The following is a 23,386-nucleotide window of genomic DNA, read 5'->3' as shown; positions in this document are numbered from 1 at the left end:
ATTTTTGCTCCATGAAAAATATTATCGTTACAGGAACAAGCAGAGGAATTGGTTATGAATTAGCCTTGAAATTTGCTGAAGCCGGCCATCAAGTTTTGGCCATTTCCAGAAAAATACCGCAAGCACTTTTAGAAAATAAAAACATAACTTGTCTATCTGTTGATTTGGCAGATGAAACTGCTTTAGATCAAGTTGAAAATTTCCTTTCTTCAACTTGGAAAAAAGTAGATGCAGTAGTTCATAATGCAGGAGCCTTACTTTTAAAGCCTTTTGCAGAAACTACTCAAGCAGATTTTGAAAGTATTTATAAAGTGAATGTTTTTGCAGTGGCGAATTTAACCCGTATCTGTATTCCGTATTTAGAAAAAGGAAGCCATGTTGTTACGATTAGTTCTATTGGCGGAGTTCGCGGAAGTTTGAAATTTGCAGGATTAGCGGCTTACAGTTCTAGTAAAGGAGCAGTAATAACTTTAACTGAATTGCTAGCAGAAGAATATAAAGAAAAAGGAATTTCTTTTAACGTTTTGGCTCTTGGCTCTGTTCAAACCGAAATGCTAAACGAAGCTTTCCCTGGTTATCAAGCGCCAATTTCAGCAGAAGGAATGGCAACTTATATTTATGATTTTACGCTTAACGGAAATAAGTATTTTAACGGAAAAGTTTTAGAAGTCTCTTCAACAAACCCTTAGTTAATTATAAATTATGAGTTATGAATTATGAGTGAGAGTATTGTGAAAACTAAAAGTTTTGAGTTAGCTGTAAGAGGAGTTAATTTTTATAAATGGCTAGTTGCGGAAAGGAAAGAATTTATAATGAGTAAACAATTTTTACGTTCTGTTACCTCTGTTGGTGCAAATGTTCGTGAAGCTGTAAATGCACAAAGCAAACCTGATTTTATTCATAAACTGTCAATTTCTCAAAAAGAATGTGATGAGTCAATGTATTGGTTAGAAATATTAATTGCAACAAATTATATTTCTAATGCTGAATTTGAATCAATTCATAAGCAATGTGAGGAAGTGCTAAAGATCATAAAAAGTATAATCATAACGTCAAAGAAAAAACTCAAAACTCATAATTCATAATTACCTTGAGCGAAACTTTAGCTAAATATATTCCAGAACATGCGGTAAAACCCGTTTTCGATTTGATAGTGGCCAATCAGGTTCATTTGAAAATTGTAAACGAACGCCAGACGCGTCATGGAGATTATAGACGCGGTCCGAGTGGAAAGCATGAAATTACGGTTAATGCTAGTTTGAATAAATACAGGTTTTTAATCACTTTAATTCATGAAATTGCACATTTGGTTGCTTTTGAAAGGTTTGGAAGAAATATAAAACCGCATGGTAATGAATGGAAATTTACTTTTCAAAGATTGATGGTTCCTTTTATTCGGCCAGAAATATTTCCAGGACATATTTTACCTTTGTTGGCGAGGCATTTCAAAAATCCTTCAGCAAGTAGTGATACAGATACAACTCTTTCTTTGGCTTTAAAGCAATATGACAAAGAGAATGACAAGAACTATGTTTTTGAAATTCCCTATGGGAGTATTTTTAGAATCAAAAATGGTAAAGTTTTTAAGAAAATAGCTGTTCGCACAAAACGTTTTGAGTGTTTAGAAATCAGCTCAGGAAAAACCTATCTTTTTAATCCAAATGCGGAGGTTGAATTAATTACTTTAAAAAATTCCAATACATAAATTTCAAATTCCAATAATTGGAAAAATCAATAAAAAAATCCCAAATTCCAAGTTTACTACCATTGGAATTTGGGATTTTAAAATATTGGAATTTAAAAGACTATAATCCTTTCAAATAAGCTTCACGTACTTTCTTAAATAAGTTTGAAGAATAAACGAATTTGACGATTGCTTCATTATCGGTTCTAAAGATTTCTTCTTTAGTTCCCTGCCAAGCTTTTAATCCTTTCTTTAAGAAAACGATATTTTCACCGATTTCCATTACAGAGTTCATATCGTGCGTGTTGATTACGGTAGTGATATTGTACTCTTTTGTGATTTCCTGAATCAAGTTATCAATCAAAATCGAAGTATTTGGATCTAAACCTGAGTTTGGCTCATCGCAAAATAAATATTTGGGATTGTTTACAATAGCTCGCGCAATTGCCACACGTTTCTGCATACCTCCAGAAATTTCAGAAGGTAATTTTTTATGAGCGTCTACCAGATTTACTCTTTCTAAAACAAAATCAACACGTTCTTTGATTTGTCCTTTGCTATTATTGGTAAACATTTTTAATGGAAAAGCCACATTTTCTTCAACAGTCATAGAGTCAAATAATGCAGAACCTTGAAATACCATTCCGATTTCAGTTCTCAAGTCACGTTTTTCATCTTTATCTAAGTCAGAATAAACTCTTCCGTCAAATTCAATTGTTCCTGAGTCTGGCGTGTGAATTCCTAACAACGTTTTTAATAAAACTGTTTTTCCAGATCCACTTTGTCCAATAATCAAATTGGTTTTTCCAGTTTCAAAGACCGTCGAAACGCCTTTTAAAACTTTGCTGTCACCAAATGATTTTTCTATATTTTTTACTTCTATCATTATCCTAATAATAATTGAGTTAATATATAATTTAGAAGGATAATAGTAACCGATGTCCATACAAACGATGTTGTACTTGCTTTACCAACTTCTAATGCACCACCCTTCATATAATAACCATGAAAAGACGGAATTGTTGCCAATAACATAGCAAAGATTAAAGTCTTGATAAAGGCATACGTAATATGAAAGGGTATGAAATCTTTCTGTGCTCCCATAATAAAATCTGCGCCCGTTGAAAATCCTCCGTAAGCGCAAGCAAGCCATCCTCCAAAAATTCCTAAAAACATACTAATCCCGATTACAAAAGGGTACATTAATAAAGCTATAATTTTAGGAAAAACAAGGTAGTTTACTGAGTTAACTCCCATAACTTCTAAAGCATCAATTTGTTCTGTTACACGCATTGTTCCGATACTTGAAGTAATGTAAGATCCCATTTTTCCAGCCATAATTACCGAAATAAAAGTAGGAGCAAACTCCAAAACTACAGATTGACGCGTTGCAAAACCAATTAGATATTTTGGAATCAAAGGATTAGTTAAGTTTAATGCCGTTTGGATAGCAACAACTCCTCCAATGAAGAAAGAAATAAAGCATACAATTCCAAGTGAATCAATAATCAAATCGTCTATTTCTTTGAAAATTAAATTTTTCATAACCGACCATTTGGTCTGTTTATTGAAAATTTCTTTCAGCATTAAAAAATATTTTCCTATTTGGGATAAATAACGAATTAGCATCATAAGTTTTAAATATTGGCTAAGGTAAAAAGAAGTTATGAGTTTTGGGTTATGAGTTCAGTTTTTTCGAGTGTTTTACTACTCAAATTAACTTTTCTTTCATTTTTTTTAAACGATAATTTCTAATAAACGTAGCTTGTTCAGGAGTTACAAGTAAAGGAGTTTTGGCGCTTTTAGCTTTCATAAATCCTTTAATGTAATCTAAAAATAGAAATGGTTTTTTCTTCATCATCGCCAGTTTTGCCGAAGCAATTGCCGTAATCCAAAAACCATAACCTAAAGTATAAAAAGCTTCGCCTTGTTTATAACGAGCTGTTTTGTTGTAATTTGCACCAGTCGGTTTTAGATGTTTTACATGCAAAGATTGGTCTGTAACTATTTTCCAATCGTAATATTTGCAAAGTAATTCATCTACAGTATCCCAACCCATCGCTGGTTTTAAACCGCCAATTTGCTGAAAAGTTTCTTTGCGATACGCTTTCAAAGCTCCGCGAATATGATCTTTATCTGTTAGATTTTCTAAAACCCATTCGCCGTTTTTATCAATATAACAAAATCCGCCAACCATTCCGATTTTTGGATCAGATTCGAAATGTTTGATTATGGTTTCAAAGTAGTTTGGAGGAAAAATTAAATCGCCATCTATTTTTACAATAATATCGTAATCAGAATCCAGAGTTTCAAAACCTTTTTGAAATGCCTGAATTACTTTGCTTCCTGGCAAATGAATCGCATCTGAAGTTTTGTTTACAACAGAAATGTATGGATTTTCTTTTGCAAATCCTAAAACAACTTCTTCTGTTTTATCAGTTGAATTATCATTTACGACTACAACCTTTGAAGGCAAAACGGTTTGTGTAATCAAAGATTGTAAAGTCAAGCCAATTAAGTCTTGCTCATTATGTGCCGGAATGACGATATAATATTTCATTTTGAGAATTTTAGATTTTAGATTTTAGATTCTGTGAAAGTTATCTAAAAATCAAAAATCGTTAATCAGCAATCTTAGTTCTTAACTTTTTCCGCAACAACAATATAATATCTCGGAGTGAAATATCTTAATAATGGTCTTAATCCAAGTTTTTTTACTGGATGTGTAAACTGCAGACGGTCTGTTATTTTCCATCCCGTTTTTTCTAAAAGCCAGTCCAATTGCCAATCTTCAAATTCATGGTAATGTCTGTCCCACATATCGGTTTTAGAACGATATGCTGGCGAGAACCATAAGCGTAACGGAATTGAGATTAACAATTTGTCACATTTTACATTCTGTAAAATCGTGTAAGGATTTAGTAAATGTTCGAAAATTTCAAATGCTGTAAAAACAGTGTATTCTTCTGTTTGTAAGGCAGTATGATCGTTGTCTAAATCTTCTCCTTTAGTGTTTTTTACAGTATAACCGTTTTCTTCCATTATTTTAGAAAATGGATTTGGTACGCCAAAATCAAAAATGGTTTCAGATGTGCTAACGTGTTTTTTTAAAAACTCTAAAGTAAGTTTGAATCTTTTATTCGGAAACGTTTTTTCGTACATAGTAATTGCGAACGAATCTCTCGTTCATGAATTGTTAATTAGGTCGCAAATATACTAAAAAAGTCCGCACTATAAGATGCGGACTTTTTTTAGTTTTCAGTCTCAGTCACAGTTTACAGTTAGTTAAACTGAATACTGCGACTGCAAACTGCGACTAGTATCGGTAAACAAAAGCATTAATATTCATTCCAGCCCCAACTGAAGCAAAAATAAGAACATCACCTTTGTTGATTTCGTGGCCTTCAACTTTTCCTTGAAGAATTAAATCGTATAAAGTAGGAACAGTTGCAACACTGCTGTTTCCTAAATCGTGAATACTCATTGGCATGATATCTTTAGGAGCTGTTTTGTCGTATAATTTGTAGAAACGTTCGATGATCGCTTCGTCCATTTTTTCGTTTGCTTGATGAATAAGGATTTTTTTAACTTCATCTATTGCAATTCCGCTTTTATCTAAACAGCTTTTCATTGCGCACGGAACATTGCTTAAAGCAAATTCGTAAATTTTACGTCCGTACATTTTAATGTATTTCGTATCTGGATCTAAATTTTTATTGTATGATTTTCCAAAGAAAAGATAATTAGCTTCATCAGTTGCGTAAGTGGCACTTTCGTAAGCCAATAATCCTGTTTCGTCTGTTGAGGCTTCTAAAATTGAAGCGCCAGCGCCGTCAGAATAAATCATAGAATCACGATCATGATCATCAACAACTCTTGATAAAGTTTCGGCTCCAATTACCATTACTCTTTTTGCCATTCCAGATTTGATGAAAGCATTCGCTTGTAAAACGCCTTCAATCCATCCTGGACATCCAAAAATAATATCGTAAGCCACACACTTAGGATTTTTAATTCCTAGTTTGTGTTTAACACGTGTTGCTAAACTCGGTAAAATATCAGATTGAGTAGTTCCTGGTTTTACATCTCCAAAATTATGGGCGATGATAATATAGTCTAAAGTTTCTGCATCGATAGCAGCATTTGCAATTGCTTTTTCAGCAGCAAAGAAAGCTAGATCAGAAGCATTGTATTGTGGTTCGGCATAACGGCGATTTTCAATTCCGGTAATGCCTTTAAATTTTTTAATTACAACTTCATTAGGATAACCAAAAGGAGTTCCGTCCTCATTTAAAAAAACATGCTTATCAAAATCTGTGTTTTTTACTTCTAGATTAGGAATATAACTCCCAATACCAATAATTTTTATTTTCATTTTTCCTTTCTATTATCCGATAAATTTAGCGCTAATGTATAAATAATATTATGATAACAATCATAAAAAATAGTATGCATGCATATAATTATGAAAAAACGATTTTTCAGTTGATATATTGTTTTTTCTCTAATGATTTTTTAATATTTCCTAGATTTCAAACGATTGAAGACGATTTTTGAGGAGAAGTTTTTTTGATGTTATTTTGATTTTATGAAAATAATTTCACAAAACATTGGCTAAAAGTTATGTTTCTTTAAATCAGATTTCTTCTTTGGTGTTTTCTTTGAAAAAAGTTTCAGGTTTCAGGTTTCACGTTATGTTGAAACCTGAAACCTGAAACCTGAAACTTGAAACAAAACAAAACCCGACAAGTTTTAAAAACCTGTCGGGTTTGGATATTTATTAGAAAACTAATTTTTAGCTTTCCATGTAAGCTTCAATAGGAGCACAGCTGCAAACTAAATTTCTGTCACCGTAAGCGTCATCTACACGACGAACAGATGGCCAGAATTTATTGTCAGCGATATAATCTAATGGGTAAGCTGCAGTTTCTCTAGAATAAGGGAAATCCCAAGAATCAGAAGTTAACATTGCTAATGTGTGCGGTGCATTTTTCAATACGTTGTTTTTATCATCTGCAGTTGCTGCTTCGATTTCTTTTCTGATTGAAATTAAAGCATCACAGAAACGGTCTAACTCAGCTAAATCTTCAGATTCAGTTGGCTCGATCATTAAAGTTCCAGCCACAGGGAAAGAAACCGTAGGAGCGTGGAAACCGTAATCCATTAAACGTTTAGCGATATCACCAACTTCAATTCCGTTTTCTTTGAATGCGCGGCAATCTAAAATCATTTCGTGAGCAGCTCTTCCGCATTCTCCAGTGTAAAGAATTGGGTAGTGTCCTTCGAAACGAGATTTCATGTAGTTAGCATTCAAGATCGCATGCTCTGTAGCACTTTTTAGTCCTTCAGCTCCCATCATCGTGATGTAACCGTAAGAGATTAAACAAACTAAAGCAGATCCATAAGGTGCAGATGAAATAGCTGTAATCGCTTGCTCACCGCCTACTTTTAAGATTGGATTTGTTGGCAAGAACGGAACTAATTTTTCGTTCACACAAATTGGTCCAACACCAGGTCCGCCACCACCGTGAGGAATAGCGAATGTTTTGTGTAAGTTTAAGTGACAAACGTCAGCGCCAATTGTAGCAGGATTTGTTAATCCAACTTGTGCGTTCATGTTTGCACCATCCATATATACTAATCCGCCGTTTTCGTGGATTAATTTTGTGATTTCAATAATTGAAGATTCGTAAACTCCGTGAGTAGAAGGATACGTTACCATTAAACAAGATAAGTCATCTTTGTGTTCAATAGCTTTTGCTCTTAAATCTTCTACGTCAATATTTCCTTCTGGAGTTGTTTTAGTAACAATGATTTTCATTCCAGCCATCGCAGCAGAAGCAGGATTTGTTCCGTGAGCTGATGAAGGAATTAAACATACATTACGGTGACCTTCATTTCTTGACATGTGGTAAGCACGTATTGCCATTAAACCAGCATATTCTCCTTGAGCTCCAGAGTTTGGCTGTAAAGTTGTTCCAGCAAAACCAGTAATAACATTTAATTGCTGCTCTAATTTTTTAAGCATTGTAATGTAACCTTCCGCTTGTTCAACTGGTGCAAACGGGTGAATGCTGTTCCAGTTTGGCATTGAAAGCGGCAACATTTCAGAAGCAGCGTTTAATTTCATCGTACAAGAACCTAATGAAATCATCGAATGATTCAATGATAAATCTTTACGCTCTAATTTTTTGATGTAACGCATTAATTGACTTTCTGAATGATGATTGTTAAATACATCATGCGTTAAGAAAGAAGAAGTTCTTTCTAATGAAGCCGGTAATTGACTAGTTTCAGTTAATTCAGAAACAGAAACCGTTTCTTTTCCTAAAGCCTCAGCAAAAATCGCAATAATTTGGTTGATGTCAGAAATCGAAGTTGTTTCGTTAAATGAAATCGAAACTGAATCAGCATCAGGATAGAAGAAGTTTACTTCGTTTTTCTCAGCAACTGCTTTTACTTTTTGAGCATCAGCTTTTACTAAGATTGTATCAAAGTAAGCTGAGTTAGTTTGGTAAACTCCTAATTTATTTAAAGCTTCAGCAGTAGTCACCGCAGAGGCGTGAACTTTGTTTGCAATGTATTTCAAACCTTCTGGTCCGTGATAAACCGCGTACATTCCAGCCATAACTGCTAATAAAACTTGAGCTGTACAGATATTTGAAGTTGCTTTTTCACGTTTGATGTGCTGTTCACGAGTTCCTAAAGCCATACGTAAAGCACGGTTTCCGTTTGTATCAACAGAAACTCCGATGATACGACCTGGCATAGAACGTTTGTACTCATCTTTGGTTGCAAAATATGCAGCGTGAGGACCACCGTAACCCATTGGTACACCAAAACGCTGAGTAGTTCCAACCACTACAGCAGCTCCCATTTCTCCAGGAGAAGTTAAAGTTGCAAGTGATAAAATATCAGCTGCAAAAGCAACTTTGATTTCGTTTTCTTTTGCTTTAGCAACAAAAGCACTGTAATCGTTTACCTGACCGTATTTTCCTGGGTATTGTAAAATTGCTCCGAAGAATTCGTTTGAAAAATCAAATGTTTCGTGATTTCCAATAACCAATTCAATTCCGATTGGAGTTGAACGTGTTTGAAGAACAGATAAAGTTTGTGGTAAAATTTCTTCAGAAACGAAGAATTTGTGTGTATTGTTTTTCTTTTGATCTCTTGTACGAACATCAAATAATAAAGCCATAGCTTCTGCAGCAGCAGTTCCTTCATCAAGTAAAGAAGCGTTGGCGATTTCCATTCCTGTTAATTCAATAACAGTAGTTTGGAAATTTAAAATAGCTTCTAAACGACCTTGTGCAATTTCTGCTTGGTAAGGCGTGTAAGCTGTGTACCATCCTGGATTTTCAAAGATATTTCTTTGAATTGGAGCTGGAACAATAGTTGGGTGATAACCCAAACCGATATACGATTTGAATACTTTATTTTTCTTTCCTAATTCCTGAATATGATTTGCAAATTCATACTCTGTCATTGCAGGATCTAAATTCAAAGGTGCTTTTAAACGAATATCATCCGGAAGGGTTTCATAAACAAGTTGCTCAATTGAGTCAACTCCAATTGTTTTCAGCATATGCTGAAGATCGGTTTCTCTTGGACCAATGTGTCTTAAAGCAAAAGCATCTGTTTTCATGTAGCTATTTATGTTTTTTAAATTAATGTGTTCGAACACCATTTTGCTGTACGAATCACATTTAAAAGTAAATGTGTTGTTTTTTGTGGCGCAAAATTAAGTATTATTAATAATTTATTAGGTATTTTTAACTTCATTTTTTATCAAATTTCTAACTAATGGTATGATTTGTTAATAAAAGATTAGATTTGAGGTATGATAGTATCAAAACGCATCTTAGATTTTTATCTAAATAGCAGTATTCATGTGGCTTTGTCGTGTTATGCACTTGTGCGAATAACATTTCATGTGTTTCATATTCAATATGATGAGCCAATGGCGCTTTTTGTTTTTTTTGGAACAATTGTAGGATATAATTTCGTAAAATATGATGCGCTGGTTCGCGTAAAGAAAAATCCAATAGGAACGCAGCTAAAAATTATTGCCGTTTTGAGTTTTATCTCGGTAGTTTTAGTCGGTTATTATTTTTTCCATTTGAAGAGAATTACACAAATAGTCTCGGTCGGAATTTTTGCCATAACGGCGCTTTATACTTTACCTTTTTTTCCAAACAGAAAAAATGCCAGAAACTGGGCTGGTGTCAAAATTTATATTGTCGCACTTTGTTGGGTTGGAGCAACTTTAGTTTTACCATTAATAAATGCTGAAATTCTGTTTACAACAGATTTCTTTATTAAATGCATTCAGCGTTTTATATTGGTTTTTGTATTGATTCTGGTTTTCGAAATTTTAGATTTAGCCAACGATGACCCACATTTACAAACCGTTCCGCAGACAATCGGAGTAAAAAGAACCAAAATTTTAGGACTTTCACTTTTAGTGCCGTTTTGGTTTTTGGAGATTTTCGTGTCAACTTTTAATTATCATGATGCCTTCATCAATTTGATAATGGTCATTATGCTAATGCTTTTTATCATTTTCGCCAATCCAAACCGATCTAAGTATTATACTTCTTTTTGGGTAGAAGCTGTTCCGATTTTTTGGTGGCTGATGGTGGTTTTTTTATAAAGATATTTTGGGCGTGCCCCCGATAATAAAAGCGGGCAAAATTACTTTGAACATATTCGCCCGCTTGTATTATCGGGGTCGGACTATCCGCGCTACTTCGGTAGCTTGCTTCTATCCCTCACGCAAAACGTAAAATGAAAAGATTCATTTTTAAGAGATAATTTGATCGTCTATTTTTTGACTGTTTATAGTTTTAAGTGAAAGCATTCTTAAATTAAGTTACTAGATATTTTGCACAATCTTGTCATTTCGACGGAGGAGAAATCTCCACAAGGAGCTCCGTACAGAATGTCGCAAATCTTTGTAGATTTACTCGTGAAGATTTCTCCTCCGTCGAAATAACAAAACTATGCGAATTTGAGGTCTATATTAAATCTCGAAAAGTTCTATCAATATCTCCAAACTTAAACTGAAACCCATTTTCCAAAAGTTGTTTCGGAATCACATTTCTGCTTTTCAAAACCAATTCCGTTTCCGTTCGAATGATAAAAGAACCAATTTCTAGAAAGAATTTATTCAAAGGAATTCCAAACGGGAAACCAACTGCCTTTCTAAGTTTCAGCATAAAATCTTTATTTCGAATCGGCTCTGGAGAAACAACATTTACAATTCCTGAAATTTCTTTTTCAATAATAAAATCAACCGCATTTGCAAAATCATCTTCATGAATCCAGCTCACAAACTGATTGCCATTTCCTTGTTTTCCTCCAAAACCAATTTTTGCCAAATTCTTTAATGGAATAAAAGCGCCACCATTTTTGCCTAAAACAATAGAAGTTCGCAAAGCTGTTTTTAACGTCCTTGGAGTTTCAGTTTTAAAAAATGCTTTTTCCCAAGAAAGGGCAACATTTATAGAAAAGTCATTTCCAATTTCACCATCAGTTTCGTCCATTTGTTTATCTAATGAAAAACGATAAATAGTTGCGGTTGATGAATTCAGCCAATGTTTAGGCGGATTTTGACATTTTAAAATTGCTTTGTTTAGAATTTTCGTGCTTTCAATTCTAGACCAAAGAATTTCTTTTTTATTCTCTTTCGTATAACGGCAATCAACCGATTTTCCTGCGAGATTAATTAAAACCGTTGCATTCTCTAATTCCTTTTCCCAACCTGTAAAAGTTCTGGCATTCCAGTTTACATATTTAATTCTGTCAATTGTCTGAGATTTTCCTCGAGTCAGAATTACAATTTCTTCAAATTTATTTTTGAAATGATTTACTAAAACTTGTCCGAGAAAACCAGTTCCAGATGCTATAATGAGTTTGTTCATTGTGTTGATTTTTTTAGCCACGAATTACACGAATTTTTAAAATGTGTACAGTCTGCATTAAAAATAATTAGTGAAAATTTGTGTAATTAGTGGCAAATCCTTACAGTAAATATTTAAGCTTTAAAAACCAATCTTTCTTCTTGCTGCGCTTCCTTAGCTTTTCTTTTTCCTCTAAAAAAGAAATATATATTGAAGAACAACATTATGCCAAGATAAATAGAAAATCCACCAATTTTATAACTCAATCTTTCAATTAATTCCTGATAACTGTCTTGGCTTAATTGCAGTTCTAGAATCATTAACGCAAAACCAATATTTAAAAGATAGAATCCGGTTTCAAATAGTTTGTTGGTTGCTTCAGCGATTTCTTCTCGGCCTTTAAATATATCTAGCATAAAGATTTTTCCGTTTTTGAAAAGCGTTTTAGAAACATAATAAGTTAAAAATAAAGCAACTGGTAAATAAATTCCGTATCCGATTAAGATTTTTGTAGTTTCCATAATATTTGAATTTTAGTTGTTATTTGATTAATTTTTGAATGTACTTGGTTATGATAAATATGTTGAGGTAATGTAATATCGAAATGATGAATACAATAATGGATGTTTTGATTCCGATGGTTTCAATCAATTGAGAAAATGAAATGATTTTTTGCCAGGAAATCAATGTCATCGCACAATAACCAATGTTTAAAAGATAGTAGGCCAAGAGCAAAATCTGATTTATCCTTTGACAAATATCCGCGTGATTTGGGATTAAATCTGCAACGTAAATATTTCCGTTTTTGTAGCAGATTTTTCCAACTTTTAGAATGATGAAAGTTGTAATGCCGAGATAGATTAAATATCCAATAATGTTGAAATTCATAATTTCTTTTTTTGATTATAGATAATAAACGTTAGAAAGAATATTAAGGCAACTGGTAATAAGAAAAGCCAAGTAAATTCTCCATCCCAGATCAAAAAGAAAAAGATTACGAGTGAGAAATAAATGTAAATGAATTTGTTTTTCGGAAACAAAATAAGAAATAGAAATGCAGCTAAAACTTGTAATGCTCCTGTAATTGTTATTCCATAAGCACCTGCGAGTAAAAACGTTAATGCACAAATATTGATAATTTCCATTATTTTAAAAGTTGTTTTCATAGTTACTATTGTTTTTAAACTTTCAGAAAAAATTGAAAGTTTGAATTAAATTTTTTTTATTTCATCATTTTTATAAACAATTTCCCAAGCCAGTTATCATTAAATTCAGTCATTTTGTCCAACATATTATCTGCTTTTAAAACAAAATCATAGAGTTTAGTGGTTTGATCAACGAAGTGTTTTTCTTCTGCCGAATCTTTAGCTTCAATTGTCGAAACTTCTTTTAAGATTTTCAGCGTTGGCTTAATTTCTCTTTTGCTTCTTTCTCTAGAAATTTTAACTGCTAATTCGTCCAAATCTTTTTCAGCTGTAAAGAATTCTTTTCTTTCGCCTGCTTTAAATTCTTTGTATACAATTCCCCAATCCATTAAAGCTCTTAGGTTCATACTTGCGTTGCCACGCGAAATTTGCAATTCTTCCATAATGTCTTCCATAGAAACAGGCTCGTTTGAGACCATTAATAAAGCATGGATTTGCGCCATCGTTTTATTAATTCCCCATTGAGAACCTAATGCTCCCCAGGTTTGTACAAACTTATTTTTTGCTTCTTTGAATTCCATGAGTCAAATGTAGGTGAAAGTTTTTAAACTTTCAAAAATAATTGAAACTTATTTAACAAATTATAAAGTTGTGTTAATTCAAACCCTGAAATTTTTGATTAAATAATGATACAGCTATTTTTGTAAAAATCACATTTTATGGAATTATACTACACATTTTCGGTGCTAATTGTATTGGCATCATTCTTCGCCTATTTAAATTTAAGATTTTTAAAACTTCCAGGAACCATCGGAATCATGATTATTGCCATGTTGGTTTCAGTTGGAATTCGCCTGTTAGGAGATTCTTATTTTCCTGCTACGACAAAACACTTTTTTGATCTGATAAAAGAATTTGATTTCAACGAAATCCTGATGGGAGCAATGTTGAACTTTCTTTTATTCGCAGGAGCTTTGCACGTAAACATGTTTGATTTGAAAGAACAAAAAGTTCCTATCATGATTTATTCGACAGTAAGTGTCGTTTTATCAGCTTTAATTATTTCTGTTCTACTTTATTATATCGCACCGCTTTTAGGAATTACAATTCCTTATATATTTTGTTTGGTTTTTGGAACCTTAATTTCTCCAACCGATCCAATTGTGGTTTTGGGAGTTTTAAAAGAAGCCAAAGTTCCAAAAAGAATAGAAACTAAAATTGTTGGTGAATCATTGTTTAATGATGGAGTTGCAGTTGTAATGTTTGCGGTTGTTCTAAAAATGGCAACCGATCCGACATTTGATGCTACTTTTGGTTCAATTAGTTGGTTGTTTATCAAAGAAGGAATTGGCGGACTTTTATTAGGAGCCATTTTCGGATTTACGGCATCAAAGGTGATGAAGAAAATAGATGATTATAAAGTTTCTGTTCTTATAACACTTTCTATTGTAATGGGAGGATTTTTAATTGCTCAAAGTTTGCACGTTTCTAGTCCACTAGCAATGGTTGTTGCTGGATTGATTATTGGGAATTATGGTAAAAAAGTGGCCATGAGTGAAGTGACTAAAGATTATTTAGGCAAATTCTGGGAACTTATTGATGAGATTTTAAATGCTATATTATTCTTATTTATTGGCTTCGAATTATTATTACTTCCTGATTTGAACAAACAATTACTGACAGGTTTTGTGGCAATTTTCATTGTACTTTTTTCAAGATTAACCTCAATAGTTTTACCATGGAAATTCTTCGATATATTCAAATTCTTCGGAATAAAATCTGCTTATAACAAAGGTTCTTTGATGGTTTTGGTTTGGGGCGGAATTCGCGGTGGAGTTTCTATTGCATTAGTGCTTTCTATGCCTGAAAGCGAATATAAAAATCTGCTTTTGGAAGTAACTTATATTGTGGTATTATTTTCAATTGTTGTTCAAGGATTGACAGTTGGAAAATTGGCCAATAGGGTTTTGGAGAAGGAGTAAGAAATATAGAGAAAAGAGCAAAGAGGAAAGATTTCTATTCTTTGTCTTTAGATTCTTAAACTGAAAACCCTGCAAGTTCTTTTGCAGGGTTTTGTTTTTTTATCGTTTATCGTCTTTCGAATAATTCGATTCTCCATTAATATTAATTTCTCCACCTAAAAAATGAGGTTCACGATTTCTTAAAACATCAAAAAAGGATTTAAAAATAGAGCCATATTCTCTAAAGCGAACATAATTATATCCTAAATATTCTCCTCGATTTGCAGAATATCCAGCCGATTTGATTCCAAGTTTTTGGCCAATATAAATGGCGCGATTCAAATGATATTCCTGTGAAATTAAAGTTGCTTTTTTAATCTTGAAAATATGTTTTGCACGATACATTGTTGAATACGTATCGAAACCTGCATAATCAATAAATATTTTGGTTGTGTCAACTCCGTGATTAAAACAGTAGTTTTTCATAACCGTTAATTCATCATATTCATCTCGGCCATTATCTCCCGAAAGCAGAATTTTATTAATGCGTTTTGCTTTCCAAAGCATAATTCCTGCATCCAAACGATCTTTTAAATATTTGCTGGGCTGATTTCCGTTAATGCCTGCACCAAAAATAATTCCGACATCATTTTTAGGAAACTTTTTTATGGAATAATAAATATTCTTTTTGGTTGAAGATTTCACGTAATAATTTACCGAAACAATGGCAATCAATCCAATAATGGCAAGATACAAGACTATTTTAAAATATTTTTTCAAGACGTATTTTGTAAGATTAAGATTTAAAAATACGAAGATAGGTAAAGTAAAATCAAATAAAAAACCGAAGCGTTTTTGCTTCGGTTTAATCTAAAATTTATTAGAGACAAAGATTAAAAATCTAAAATCTAAAGTCAGAAATCTAAAATTACAAAAGTCCCGCTCTTTTCAACAAAGCCTCAGGTTTTGGTTCTTGTCCTCTGAAACGTTTGTACAAAGTCATTGGATGTTCTGTTCCTCCTTTAGAAAGAACATTGTCTTTGAATTTTTTCGCAATTTCTTCATTAAAGATTCCATTTTCTTGGAAATATTCAAAAGCGTCAGCGTCTAGAACTTCTGCCCATTTGTAGCTGTAATATCCAGAAGAATATCCACCTTGGAAAATATGAGAAAATGCCGTACTCATCGCATTTTCTTTTACATCAGGATACAATTGCGTATTGGCAAATTGTTCTGTTTCGAAAGCTTTTAAATCTGTGATAGAAGTTGGATCTTGTCCGTGCCAAGCCATATCTAATAATCCGAAACTTAACTGACGTAAAGTCGCTAAACCTTCTTGGAAACTTGCACTTTCTTTAATTTTCTGAACATATTCGATTGGAATAATTTCTCCCGTTTCGTAATGATTCGCAAACAAAGCCAAAGCTTCCGGTTCGTAACACCAATTCTCCATAATCTGACTTGGTAATTCTACGAAATCCCAATAAACAGAAGTTCCAGATAAACTTGGGTAAACCGTGTCAGCCAACATTCCGTGCAATCCGTGACCGAATTCATGGAATAAAGTTGTTACTTCATTAAAAGTCAATAATGAAGGTTTTGTTTCGGTTGGTTTTGTGAAGTTGCAAACATTAGAGATGTGCGGTCTTTCGTTTACGCCATCTTTTACATATTGCGATTTGAATGAAGTCATCCAGGCACCATTTCTTTTCCCCTTTCTTGGGAAGAAGTCTGCGTAGAAAATAGAAACTAAATTGCCATCAGCGTCTTTTACTTCGTAAGTCGTAACTTCTTCATGATATTTATCAATATCAAAAACTTCGGTAAAAGTTAAACCGTATAATTTTTTGGCAACTGTAAAAGCGCCGTCCAAAACTTTTTCTAATTGAAAATAAGGTTTCAGTTTTTCATCATCTAAATTAAAAAGCTGTTGTTTTAATTTTTCAGAATAATAAGCACCGTCCCATTTTTCTAATTGGTCGATTCCGTCTAATTCTTTCGCGAAAGCAGTCAATTCAGCAAACTCTTTTTGAGCTGCAGGTTTTGCTTTTGCAAGTAAATCATTTAAAAAAGAAAAAACTTTTTCCGGACTTTCGGCCATTCTTTCTTCCAGAACAAAATGCGCGTGCGTTTTATAACCTAATAAATTTGCTCTTTCGTGACGAAGTTTAGCAATCTTCAAAACGTTTTCTTCATTGTTGAATTCGTTCTTCTGGAAACCTTTTGCTCCAAAAGCAATTGCCATTTTTTTACGCAATTCACGATTGTCAGCATAAGTCAAAAACGGAACATAACTTGGATGATCTAAAGTAAAGATCCAGCCTTCTTTTTCCTGATTTTTAGCTAATAGTCTTGCGGCTTCGATTGTGCCCTCTGGTAAACCTGATAAGTCTTTTTCATCAGTTAAATGCAATTCGAAGTTGTTGGTTTCAGCCAAAACATTTTCGCCAAACTGTAAACTCAATTTCGATAATTCTTTGTCGATTTCTCGTAATTGATTCTTTTTTTCTTCTGGAAGATTGGCTCCGTTTCTTGAAAAGCTTTTGTATTTTTTATCTAGTAAAGTCGTTTGTTCCGCGTTGAGGTTCAAACTTTCTTTTTGATCATAAACGGCTTTTACTTTCGCAAACAAATCAGCATTCAAACGAATGTCGTTTCCGAATTCTGAAAGCCAAGGTGAAACTTCCTGAGCAATTTTCTGCATTTCGTCATTCGTTTCAGCTGAATTCAAATTGAAGAAAATACTTGAAAGACGATCCAAAATATCGCCCGAAAAATCCATTGCTACAATGGTATTTTCAAAAGTCGGCGTATCTGGATTATTTACAATTGCATCAATTTCGGCTTTCGCCAAAGCAATTCCTTCCTGAAAAGCAGGAACGTAATCTTCGATTTTTATCTGCGAAAAAGGTGCTGTGTTATGTTTGGTGTTGAAGTATTGTGTTAATACGCTCATAGTGTTGTGGTGTTATGCAAAGTTTCGCTTAGAAGACACAGAGCTTCGCAAAGTTTTTTAAATTATTCTTTGCGAAGCTTTGCGTTTGTTTTTGCGAATCTCTGTGGAATTAACTTATTTATTAAGACTTTCAGCCGCTTTATTAACAGCTGCTTTTAATTCTTCTTTATAAGAAATAATAGTATCTAAAACTTTTTTATCGTGGCTTCCGATGATTTGCGCTGCTAAAATTCCAGCATTCTTTGCTCCGTTTAAAGCGACAGTTGCTACAGGAACGCCGCCCGGCATTTGAAGAATCGATAATACAGAATCCCAGCCGTCAATTGAATTACTTGATTTTACCGGAACTCCAATTACTGGAAGGGGAGACATTGAAGCTACCATTCCAGGTAAATGCGCCGCACCGCCCGCACCGGCAATAATTACCGAAATACCGCGCGTATGTGCATTTTTACTGAAATCGAATAGTTTTTCCGGCGTTCTGTGTGCCGAAACGATATCTACTTCAACTTCTACATTAAATTGTTTTAATATGTCGATTGCATCCTGCATAACTGGCATGTCGGAGATGCTTCCCATTATAATAGCTACTTTGCTCATTTTGTTTTTGTTTCAGGTTTAAAGTTTCAAGTTTAGAATTGAAACTGAAAAGTTATTTTGTTTAAAGACGTTTTAATAATTTGTAAATCAGAAATGAAATTCCTAAAACTAATGCAATAAAGCATAATGTTAATATTGTGAATGAAAAGAAACTTTTTATTCGTTCTCCTAAATATTCATTCTTATCTGTAAATTTTGCAAAATGAATTTTAAACAAATTCGAATTGTTAGTTACATTTAGAAAGTTAATTATTGAATCTAGAAAATCCATTTTTTAACTGGTTACTAATTACTGACCACTGATCACTCTAATAGTATTCTTCACTTCCTGTGCAATTCTTCTAGCCTCAGCCATATCTTCATTTACAATCGTCACGTGACCCATTTTTCTGAAAGGGCGAGTTTGTTTTTTTCCGTAAATATGTGGTGTAACGCCGTTCCATCCTAAAATAGTTTCGATGTTTTCATAAACTACATTTCCTGAATGACCTTCGGCACCAACTAAATTGACCATAATTCCGGCAACTTTACTGTCTGTGTTTCCTAACGGAAGATCTAAGATAGCACGTAAATGATTTTCGAATTGTGAAGTATAACTTGCTTCGATTGAATAATGTCCAGAATTGTGAGGGCGAGGTGCTACTTCATTTACTAAAATTTCATCGTCCTGAGTCTGGAACATTTCAACTGCTAAAAGACCAACGTGATTGAAGTTTTCTGAAACTTTTAAGGCAACTGCTCTTGCTTTTTCAGCTACTTTATCGTCGATTCTTGCCGGGCAGATTACGTATTCAACTTGGTTTGCTTCTGGATGAAATTCCATTTCGACAACCGGATACGTTTTCATTTCTCCTGATGGATTTCTAACCACAATTACCGCCAATTCGTTTTTGAACGGAACCATAGTTTCTGCAATGCATTCTACATTTGGCAAGGTGTCCAAATCTGATGCTTGACGAACTATTTTCACTCCGTTTCCGTCATAACCGAATTCGGTGCATTTCCAAACAAAAGGCATCTCGACTCCGCTCGATGTGACAGCAGTTTTTAATTTATCTAAATTTTCAAATCTTTCGAAAGGTGCGGTTGGGATATTATTTTTAGCGTAAAAATCTTTTTGAACGCCTTTATTCTGAATTCCTTTTAAGGTTTTTGGAGACGGATATACTTTTAAACCTTCATTTTCCAATTGCGTTAAAGCTTCAAGGTTTACCAATTCGATTTCGAAAGTCAAAACATCGACTTGTTTCCCGAAGTTGTAAACGGTTTCATAATCCATTAAATCACCTTGAAAAAACTTGTTGCAGGCAATTTTACTTGGCGCTTCATCACTCGGATCTAGAACGTAAGTTTGTATGTCAAATTTTCTAGTGTCGAACAAAAGCATTTTACCTAATTGTCCGCCACCTAATATTCCTAATTTAAAATCAGAAGAAAAATAATTCATTGTTTTATAGTGTGTTAAGAAATTCATCTGGAGTGTAAACATTGATTTCAGAAAATTTAAAGTCTTTCAAATCTCTAGTAATAATACAATCCATTGAATTTATTGATTGAGCTGATATAATCTGAATTGCATCTTCAAAATCTTTATGGTTGGATTTTAAACTTTTTTTCAAAATCGATTCAGTCACTGCTATTATTGAAATTGTGTCTAGCAAATCTTCAATAATGGAACGCAACTCTTTTTCATCAACCACTTTTTTTGCAATATAATGTACAGTTGCAATAGAGTGCGATGTAGAATACATTTTAATTTTATGACGTTGGCAATAGTCGAAAATTGAAATAGCATTTTTTGAAAATGGGAATCTATTCGCAACAATATCAACCAGAATATTAGTATCGAGAAAAATGTTTTTAAAGGCCATATTTCTCTCTATAGTGTTCCTCTTTTACTTTTTCTTCATCAAAATCTGGTGGTAATGTAATTCTTCCAATCAGTTTTTTAACTTTAGGATGAATATCATCGTAAGTTTGTTCTTTTTCTGTTAGATTTTTAAAATAACTTTCTACCAGTTCAGATAAACTTCTGCCTGTTTTTTTTGCATACGATTTTGCCTGCTCGATAACTTCTTTCTCTAAAGATAATGTGAGTTTAGTATTCATATACGTAATGTTTTTGCAAATATACGTAAAATAATTATTTTGCATTTTTTTTTCCGCCCCGAATTCACAAATTTATCTTTTGCTTTGTGCATAAAAATAATTCGTGAATTCGTGGCTATCAAAAACTATTTTATTTTCTTCAAAACTTCTTTGGCTACGGCTTTGTAGGCTGCGGAATGGTCTCCGAAATCTTTATCGATTATTACTTTTAGTTCGGGATGAATCCAGTCGTAATAATTTCCTAGAATATATAAAGTTCTTATCGAATACGCTTTTGTAGCGACTTTGGTATCGTTGATTAGCCAATCAAAAGAAGCTTCGATGCAGTTTTGAAGATTTTCTTCGGAGAGTTTTATGCCGTTTTCGTTTTTCTTATAATGGGATTTTACCAATAGTTGCGTCACTTTTGCAATTGGTCGCAAGGAACTTTCATCTTTTAAAATTTTAAGATTCGAACAGAAAAAATCAAGATGAGGCTGGAGCCAATGCAATTCTTCATAAGAAACAAATTCTAAAATCCAGCAGGCTTTATGATTATTTTTGTCTTCGGGCGAAAAGCAAATCGAAACCAATTCGCTGAAAAGCGAAGGGTTTTCTAAAACATCCTGTGCCGTTTTGAGACGATTTTCTCTGTAAGCATTTACATAATCCAGTTTTTTCTGCAGTTCGGAAAGCATTGTTTTTGATCTTTATTATGTCGCTAAAATAAGTAATTTAATGAGATAATTCCGTAATAGTTTATTGGTAAACCTGGATAATAGAATCTTGGCTGTGCATTTCCAACTCCTGTTGCATTGGTCAAAATCATGGAAGCGTATTTTTCGTTTGTCACATTATTTATTCCTGCGTCTAAATGAGCTATTAGACTTGATAAAATTTCAAATTGGTAACCTGTTTTTAAGTTTAATAAAGAATAAGAATCGGAATAATTTGCATTTGAATCGTTCATCGGAATTTTATCTGTAAATTGAAAATCGGCTGAAAAATAGAAGCCTGAATTCGTATTGAAATTAAAACCTGCACTTGCAGTATTGGCAGGAACTCCAGTTAGTTTATTTCCAGAATAATCATTCCCGTTGTCGACAAATTCTTTGAATTCATAATTTCCGATTGAAGTTCCGATGTATGAGTTTAAAAAGAAAACTTTATTAATTGGCCAATTGTGCTTTAATGCAATTTCAATTCCTTCATGAAAAGTTTTTCCCGCATTTACACCTTCGTATTGATCGTCTCCGATTCTTTTGGAAACCAATAAATCTTTAATTTCCATTCGGTAAACGGCAATTTCGGTGTAGAGTTTTTTGTTGAAAAAATGCAATTTTCCTCCCAATTCAAAGTTATAACCGGTTTCGGGTTTTATGTCTGGATTGATATTTCCTGTTGAGGTTAAAGTTTCTTCGGTTGCGGGAAGAGAAAATCCTCGGCTTGCAGAAAAGTAAAAAGTTTGAATTTCATTCGGTTTAAATAAAAAAGAAAGCTGTGGCGAAAAAATGCCATCATAACTATATTCTTCCTTTGGATTATTCGCGGAAGCGGGAAAATCATTCTGCAATTCAAATTTGGTTTTGTTGTAATTTAAACCGGCTTGAATTTCAAATCTATCGGAAAGCAAAGTTCTAATTTGCGAAAAAATATTATAAAAATGCCTTTTTTGGTCGGTTGCAGTAAGCTGATCGCCTTGGAGACTTCCATTTCCATTATTTTGCTGATATAAGTTTTCGAAAGTATTTCCGCTATAATTATCTCTGAAATATTCTAATCCCGCAATAAATTGATTTTTGATTTTTCCGATATTGAAATCTCCCGAAAATTGAGTTCGTACACCCGAGGCAAAAGTATATTGGCGCAAAATATCAAAAGGTCGCGGTTCGTTGCTGTCTTTATAATTGATGAAAACTGAAGTCGAATTTTTTAAGTTTTCATTAATTGAAAAATCATAAGCCAGTCCGCCCAAAGTTGATTTGTATTCTTTAAAACCTTGTGAAGCAACCCAAGTCGGCGCACCTGCCTGTGGATTATTTTCGAAAGTTGTTTTGTTGATCGAACTCGGAATGTAAGCTTTCAAATAAGTGTAGTTTGAAAAGTACGTCAGTTTGCTGTTTTTCTTTCTGAATAATTCTCCGCCAAGCGTAATTCCTTCGCGATTGTAAGCGCTGTTTTCGCGCCAGCCGTCGGTTTTTAAATTGTGATAACTCAGATTTAAAGAAGCATTTTTTTCATTCAAATTAAAAGAAACTCTATTTTTCAATAATCCAAAAGATCCAAAAACAGAACTGACTTCAGTTTGATAATTTCCTTTATTGAATGTTTGGGGCGAAATCAAAATCGCACCGCCCAAACCCGCGCCGTAAACACTCGAAAGCGGTCCTTTTATAATTTCAATTTGATTGATGTTTTGAAGATCAATATCGTCAATTACGGTTTCGCTATTTCCAGAAGTTAGCGGAATGCTTCCGTAAAAAGCTCTGATTTTATTAGTTCCGTACGGAGTTCTTGCACCAATTCCGCGAATCGAAATTCGGGTTGTGGTAATATTCGACGATTGCATAAAAACGCCAGGAATCGTATTTATGACATTGCTGATGTCTGTAGTGTTATTTTGAAGTAATTCTTTTTCGGATAAAACTCCAATAGAAGCGGGACTATTTTGTAAATCACGATTAATATGAAGCGGACTTATTAAAACTTCGTTCAGTTTTTGAGTTTTGACAGAATCAATATTTTGGACTTCTTTTTCTTGTGCGGAACTATTTTTAGAAATAAAAAGCACAAAAAGAAGAAGAAAATATTTTTTGAAAGGCATAAAAGGAAATGGATTAAAGTGCGGTTTAATTTTAACACATAGAAACATAGTAATGATTGAGGCAAAAAAGGCGTTTTACTTGTCAAAAGCCACATAGTAACTATGTGTGAAAACTTGTTTTCTTAGTAACATCTTTTTAAACAAAAATCTATGTCTCTATGTGTTTAAAATCTTTATAGTTTGTGCCGAAAGCAATCAAATTTAAAAATCAATATATTTTTTAACC

General features: G+C 33.4%; 24 protein-coding genes. 5 read left to right on the top strand and 19 right to left on the bottom strand.

Going from position 1 to position 23,386, the window contains the following annotated elements; genetic code table 11:
• The first annotated feature begins 11 nt into the window (after window positions 1-11).
• The 3 genes from NU08_RS15250 to NU08_RS15240 are packed head-to-tail and all read left to right on the top strand — an operon-like array spanning window position 12 to window position 1,705.
• Window positions 12-689 carry an SDR family NAD(P)-dependent oxidoreductase gene (locus tag NU08_RS15250; protein ID WP_129747998.1) on the top strand — a complete coding sequence of 226 codons (678 nt, stop codon included), beginning with the start codon at window positions 12-14 and terminating at the stop codon, window positions 687-689.
• 27 nt (window positions 690-716) lie between these two features.
• Window positions 717-1,085 carry a four helix bundle protein gene (locus NU08_RS15245; protein WP_129747997.1) on the top strand — a complete coding sequence of 123 codons (369 nt, stop codon included), beginning with the start codon at window positions 717-719 and terminating at the stop codon, window positions 1,083-1,085.
• A 5-nt stretch (window positions 1,086-1,090) separates the two neighbouring features.
• Window positions 1,091-1,705: a SprT-like domain-containing protein gene (locus NU08_RS15240; protein WP_129747996.1), complete on the top strand. Its 615-nt coding sequence runs from the start codon at window positions 1,091-1,093 to the stop codon at window positions 1,703-1,705.
• Window positions 1,706-1,805: 100 nt separating this feature from the next.
• Here the strand turns inward: NU08_RS15240 and NU08_RS15235 are convergent, their stop codons facing one another.
• The 6 genes from NU08_RS15235 to gcvP form a co-directional block, all read right to left on the bottom strand.
• On the bottom strand, window positions 1,806-2,570 hold the full coding sequence (locus NU08_RS15235) for an ABC transporter ATP-binding protein (protein ID WP_008464208.1): 765 nt from the start codon (window positions 2,568-2,570) through the stop codon (window positions 1,806-1,808).
• Complete coding sequence (locus tag NU08_RS15230) at window positions 2,570-3,316, bottom strand: MlaE family ABC transporter permease (protein ID WP_008464210.1); 747 nt, start codon at window positions 3,314-3,316, stop codon at window positions 2,570-2,572. The genes NU08_RS15235 and NU08_RS15230 overlap by 1 nt, the downstream gene beginning before the upstream one ends.
• A 79-nt stretch (window positions 3,317-3,395) precedes the next feature.
• Window positions 3,396-4,244 (bottom strand): glycosyltransferase, encoded by an 849-nt coding sequence (locus NU08_RS15225; RefSeq protein ID WP_129747995.1) that lies wholly within the window; start codon window positions 4,242-4,244, stop codon window positions 3,396-3,398.
• 74 nt (window positions 4,245-4,318) lie between these two features.
• Window positions 4,319-4,846, bottom strand: a complete 528-nt coding sequence (locus NU08_RS15220; protein ID WP_129747994.1) for a methyltransferase — start codon at window positions 4,844-4,846, stop codon at window positions 4,319-4,321.
• Between the two features lie 154 nt (window positions 4,847-5,000).
• On the bottom strand, window positions 5,001-6,059 hold the full coding sequence (locus tag NU08_RS15215) for a 3-oxoacyl-ACP synthase III family protein (RefSeq protein ID WP_129747993.1): 1,059 nt from the start codon (window positions 6,057-6,059) through the stop codon (window positions 5,001-5,003).
• Between the two features lie 420 nt (window positions 6,060-6,479).
• On the bottom strand, window positions 6,480-9,329 hold the full coding sequence (gcvP, locus tag NU08_RS15210; RefSeq protein WP_129747992.1) for an aminomethyl-transferring glycine dehydrogenase: 2,850 nt from the start codon (window positions 9,327-9,329) through the stop codon (window positions 6,480-6,482).
• 195 nt (window positions 9,330-9,524) lie between these two features.
• On the opposite strand from gcvP, the gene NU08_RS15205 reads away from it, so the two are divergent.
• Window positions 9,525-10,337: a hypothetical protein gene (locus NU08_RS15205; RefSeq protein WP_129747991.1), complete on the top strand. Its 813-nt coding sequence runs from the start codon at window positions 9,525-9,527 to the stop codon at window positions 10,335-10,337.
• A gap of 364 nt (window positions 10,338-10,701) precedes the next feature.
• Here the strand turns inward: NU08_RS15205 and NU08_RS15200 are convergent, their stop codons facing one another.
• The 5 genes from NU08_RS15200 to NU08_RS15180 all read right to left on the bottom strand — a co-directional run bounded on the left by NU08_RS15200 (window position 10,702) and on the right by NU08_RS15180 (window position 13,312).
• Window positions 10,702-11,607, bottom strand: a complete 906-nt coding sequence (locus NU08_RS15200) for a TIGR01777 family oxidoreductase (protein WP_129747990.1) — start codon at window positions 11,605-11,607, stop codon at window positions 10,702-10,704.
• A 113-nt stretch (window positions 11,608-11,720) separates the two neighbouring features.
• On the bottom strand, window positions 11,721-12,107 hold the full coding sequence (locus NU08_RS15195; protein WP_129747989.1) for a hypothetical protein: 387 nt from the start codon (window positions 12,105-12,107) through the stop codon (window positions 11,721-11,723).
• 19 nt (window positions 12,108-12,126) lie between these two features.
• The gene (locus NU08_RS15190) at window positions 12,127-12,474 is read right to left on the bottom strand and encodes a hypothetical protein (RefSeq protein WP_129747988.1); all 348 of its coding nucleotides are present in this window, start codon (window positions 12,472-12,474) and stop codon (window positions 12,127-12,129) included.
• Window positions 12,471-12,752, bottom strand: coding sequence for a hypothetical protein (locus tag NU08_RS15185; protein ID WP_129747987.1), 282 nt, complete (start codon window positions 12,750-12,752; stop codon window positions 12,471-12,473). The genes NU08_RS15190 and NU08_RS15185 overlap by 4 nt, the downstream gene beginning before the upstream one ends.
• A 56-nt stretch (window positions 12,753-12,808) precedes the next feature.
• A complete protein-coding gene (locus tag NU08_RS15180; protein ID WP_129747986.1) occupies window positions 12,809-13,312 on the bottom strand; it encodes a GbsR/MarR family transcriptional regulator in 504 nt (167 codons plus the stop codon).
• 138 nt (window positions 13,313-13,450) lie between these two features.
• Between NU08_RS15180 and NU08_RS15175 the strand changes: the two genes are divergently transcribed.
• Window positions 13,451-14,713 carry a cation:proton antiporter gene (locus tag NU08_RS15175; protein ID WP_129747985.1) on the top strand — a complete coding sequence of 421 codons (1,263 nt, stop codon included), beginning with the start codon at window positions 13,451-13,453 and terminating at the stop codon, window positions 14,711-14,713.
• Between the two features lie 99 nt (window positions 14,714-14,812).
• Here NU08_RS15175 and NU08_RS15170 read toward each other — a convergent pair whose 3' ends face one another.
• The 8 genes from NU08_RS15170 to NU08_RS15135 form a co-directional block, all read right to left on the bottom strand.
• Window positions 14,813-15,472 carry a vancomycin high temperature exclusion protein gene (locus tag NU08_RS15170; protein ID WP_129747984.1) on the bottom strand — a complete coding sequence of 220 codons (660 nt, stop codon included), beginning with the start codon at window positions 15,470-15,472 and terminating at the stop codon, window positions 14,813-14,815.
• A 148-nt stretch (window positions 15,473-15,620) separates the two neighbouring features.
• Window positions 15,621-17,648 carry a M3 family metallopeptidase gene (locus NU08_RS15165; RefSeq protein WP_129747983.1) on the bottom strand — a complete coding sequence of 676 codons (2,028 nt, stop codon included), beginning with the start codon at window positions 17,646-17,648 and terminating at the stop codon, window positions 15,621-15,623.
• A 114-nt stretch (window positions 17,649-17,762) separates the two neighbouring features.
• Window positions 17,763-18,248, bottom strand: coding sequence for a 5-(carboxyamino)imidazole ribonucleotide mutase (gene purE, locus NU08_RS15160; RefSeq protein ID WP_129747982.1), 486 nt, complete (start codon window positions 18,246-18,248; stop codon window positions 17,763-17,765).
• Window positions 18,249-18,537: 289 nt separating this feature from the next.
• The gene (locus tag NU08_RS15155) at window positions 18,538-19,695 is read right to left on the bottom strand and encodes a 5-(carboxyamino)imidazole ribonucleotide synthase (protein ID WP_129747981.1); all 1,158 of its coding nucleotides are present in this window, start codon (window positions 19,693-19,695) and stop codon (window positions 18,538-18,540) included.
• A 4-nt stretch (window positions 19,696-19,699) separates the two neighbouring features.
• On the bottom strand, window positions 19,700-20,119 hold the full coding sequence (locus NU08_RS15150) for a type II toxin-antitoxin system VapC family toxin (RefSeq protein ID WP_008464241.1): 420 nt from the start codon (window positions 20,117-20,119) through the stop codon (window positions 19,700-19,702).
• The gene (locus NU08_RS15145; protein ID WP_008464242.1) at window positions 20,109-20,357 is read right to left on the bottom strand and encodes a DUF6364 family protein; all 249 of its coding nucleotides are present in this window, start codon (window positions 20,355-20,357) and stop codon (window positions 20,109-20,111) included. Before NU08_RS15145 ends, NU08_RS15150 begins: the two co-directional genes overlap by 11 nt.
• A 125-nt stretch (window positions 20,358-20,482) precedes the next feature.
• A complete protein-coding gene (locus NU08_RS15140; protein WP_129747980.1) occupies window positions 20,483-21,034 on the bottom strand; it encodes a hypothetical protein in 552 nt (183 codons plus the stop codon).
• Between the two features lie 23 nt (window positions 21,035-21,057).
• The gene (locus NU08_RS15135) at window positions 21,058-23,160 is read right to left on the bottom strand and encodes a TonB-dependent receptor (RefSeq protein WP_129747979.1); all 2,103 of its coding nucleotides are present in this window, start codon (window positions 23,158-23,160) and stop codon (window positions 21,058-21,060) included.
• Between the last annotated feature and the right edge of the window lie 226 nt (window positions 23,161-23,386).

The sequence above is a fragment of the Flavobacterium anhuiense genome, assembly GCF_004151235.1.
In the GTDB taxonomy this organism is placed as follows: domain Bacteria; phylum Bacteroidota; class Bacteroidia; order Flavobacteriales; family Flavobacteriaceae; genus Flavobacterium; species Flavobacterium anhuiense_A.
The sequence above is the reverse complement of the archived record's forward strand: the minus strand, read 5'-3'. Positions and strand labels throughout refer to the sequence as shown.

Coding starts and splice junctions, on each gene's coding strand:
- NU08_RS15205 (WP_129747991.1), top strand. CDS start 9,525: ATGATAGTATCAAAACGCATCTTAGATTTTTATCTAAATAGCAGTATT.
- NU08_RS15145 (WP_008464242.1), bottom strand. CDS start 20,357: ATGAATACTAAACTCACATTATCTTTAGAGAAAGAAGTTATCGAGCAG.
- purE (WP_129747982.1), bottom strand. CDS start 18,248: ATGAGCAAAGTAGCTATTATAATGGGAAGCATCTCCGACATGCCAGTT.
- NU08_RS15150 (WP_008464241.1), bottom strand. CDS start 20,119: ATGGCCTTTAAAAACATTTTTCTCGATACTAATATTCTGGTTGATATT.
- NU08_RS15135 (WP_129747979.1), bottom strand. CDS start 23,160: ATGCCTTTCAAAAAATATTTTCTTCTTCTTTTTGTGCTTTTTATTTCT.
- NU08_RS15200 (WP_129747990.1), bottom strand. CDS start 11,607: ATGAACAAACTCATTATAGCATCTGGAACTGGTTTTCTCGGACAAGTT.
- NU08_RS15230 (WP_008464210.1), bottom strand. CDS start 3,316: ATGATGCTAATTCGTTATTTATCCCAAATAGGAAAATATTTTTTAATG.
- NU08_RS15165 (WP_129747983.1), bottom strand. CDS start 17,648: ATGAGCGTATTAACACAATACTTCAACACCAAACATAACACAGCACCT.
- NU08_RS15220 (WP_129747994.1), bottom strand. CDS start 4,846: ATGTACGAAAAAACGTTTCCGAATAAAAGATTCAAACTTACTTTAGAG.
- NU08_RS15250 (WP_129747998.1), top strand. CDS start 12: ATGAAAAATATTATCGTTACAGGAACAAGCAGAGGAATTGGTTATGAA.
- NU08_RS15235 (WP_008464208.1), bottom strand. CDS start 2,570: ATGATAGAAGTAAAAAATATAGAAAAATCATTTGGTGACAGCAAAGTT.
- gcvP (WP_129747992.1), bottom strand. CDS start 9,329: ATGAAAACAGATGCTTTTGCTTTAAGACACATTGGTCCAAGAGAAACC.
- NU08_RS15215 (WP_129747993.1), bottom strand. CDS start 6,059: ATGAAAATAAAAATTATTGGTATTGGGAGTTATATTCCTAATCTAGAA.
- NU08_RS15155 (WP_129747981.1), bottom strand. CDS start 19,695: ATGAATTATTTTTCTTCTGATTTTAAATTAGGAATATTAGGTGGCGGA.
- NU08_RS15225 (WP_129747995.1), bottom strand. CDS start 4,244: ATGAAATATTATATCGTCATTCCGGCACATAATGAGCAAGACTTAATT.
- NU08_RS15180 (WP_129747986.1), bottom strand. CDS start 13,312: ATGGAATTCAAAGAAGCAAAAAATAAGTTTGTACAAACCTGGGGAGCA.
- NU08_RS15195 (WP_129747989.1), bottom strand. CDS start 12,107: ATGGAAACTACAAAAATCTTAATCGGATACGGAATTTATTTACCAGTT.
- NU08_RS15245 (WP_129747997.1), top strand. CDS start 717: ATGAGTGAGAGTATTGTGAAAACTAAAAGTTTTGAGTTAGCTGTAAGA.
- NU08_RS15185 (WP_129747987.1), bottom strand. CDS start 12,752: ATGAAAACAACTTTTAAAATAATGGAAATTATCAATATTTGTGCATTA.
- NU08_RS15190 (WP_129747988.1), bottom strand. CDS start 12,474: ATGAATTTCAACATTATTGGATATTTAATCTATCTCGGCATTACAACT.
- NU08_RS15140 (WP_129747980.1), bottom strand. CDS start 21,034: ATGCTTTCCGAACTGCAGAAAAAACTGGATTATGTAAATGCTTACAGA.
- NU08_RS15175 (WP_129747985.1), top strand. CDS start 13,451: ATGGAATTATACTACACATTTTCGGTGCTAATTGTATTGGCATCATTC.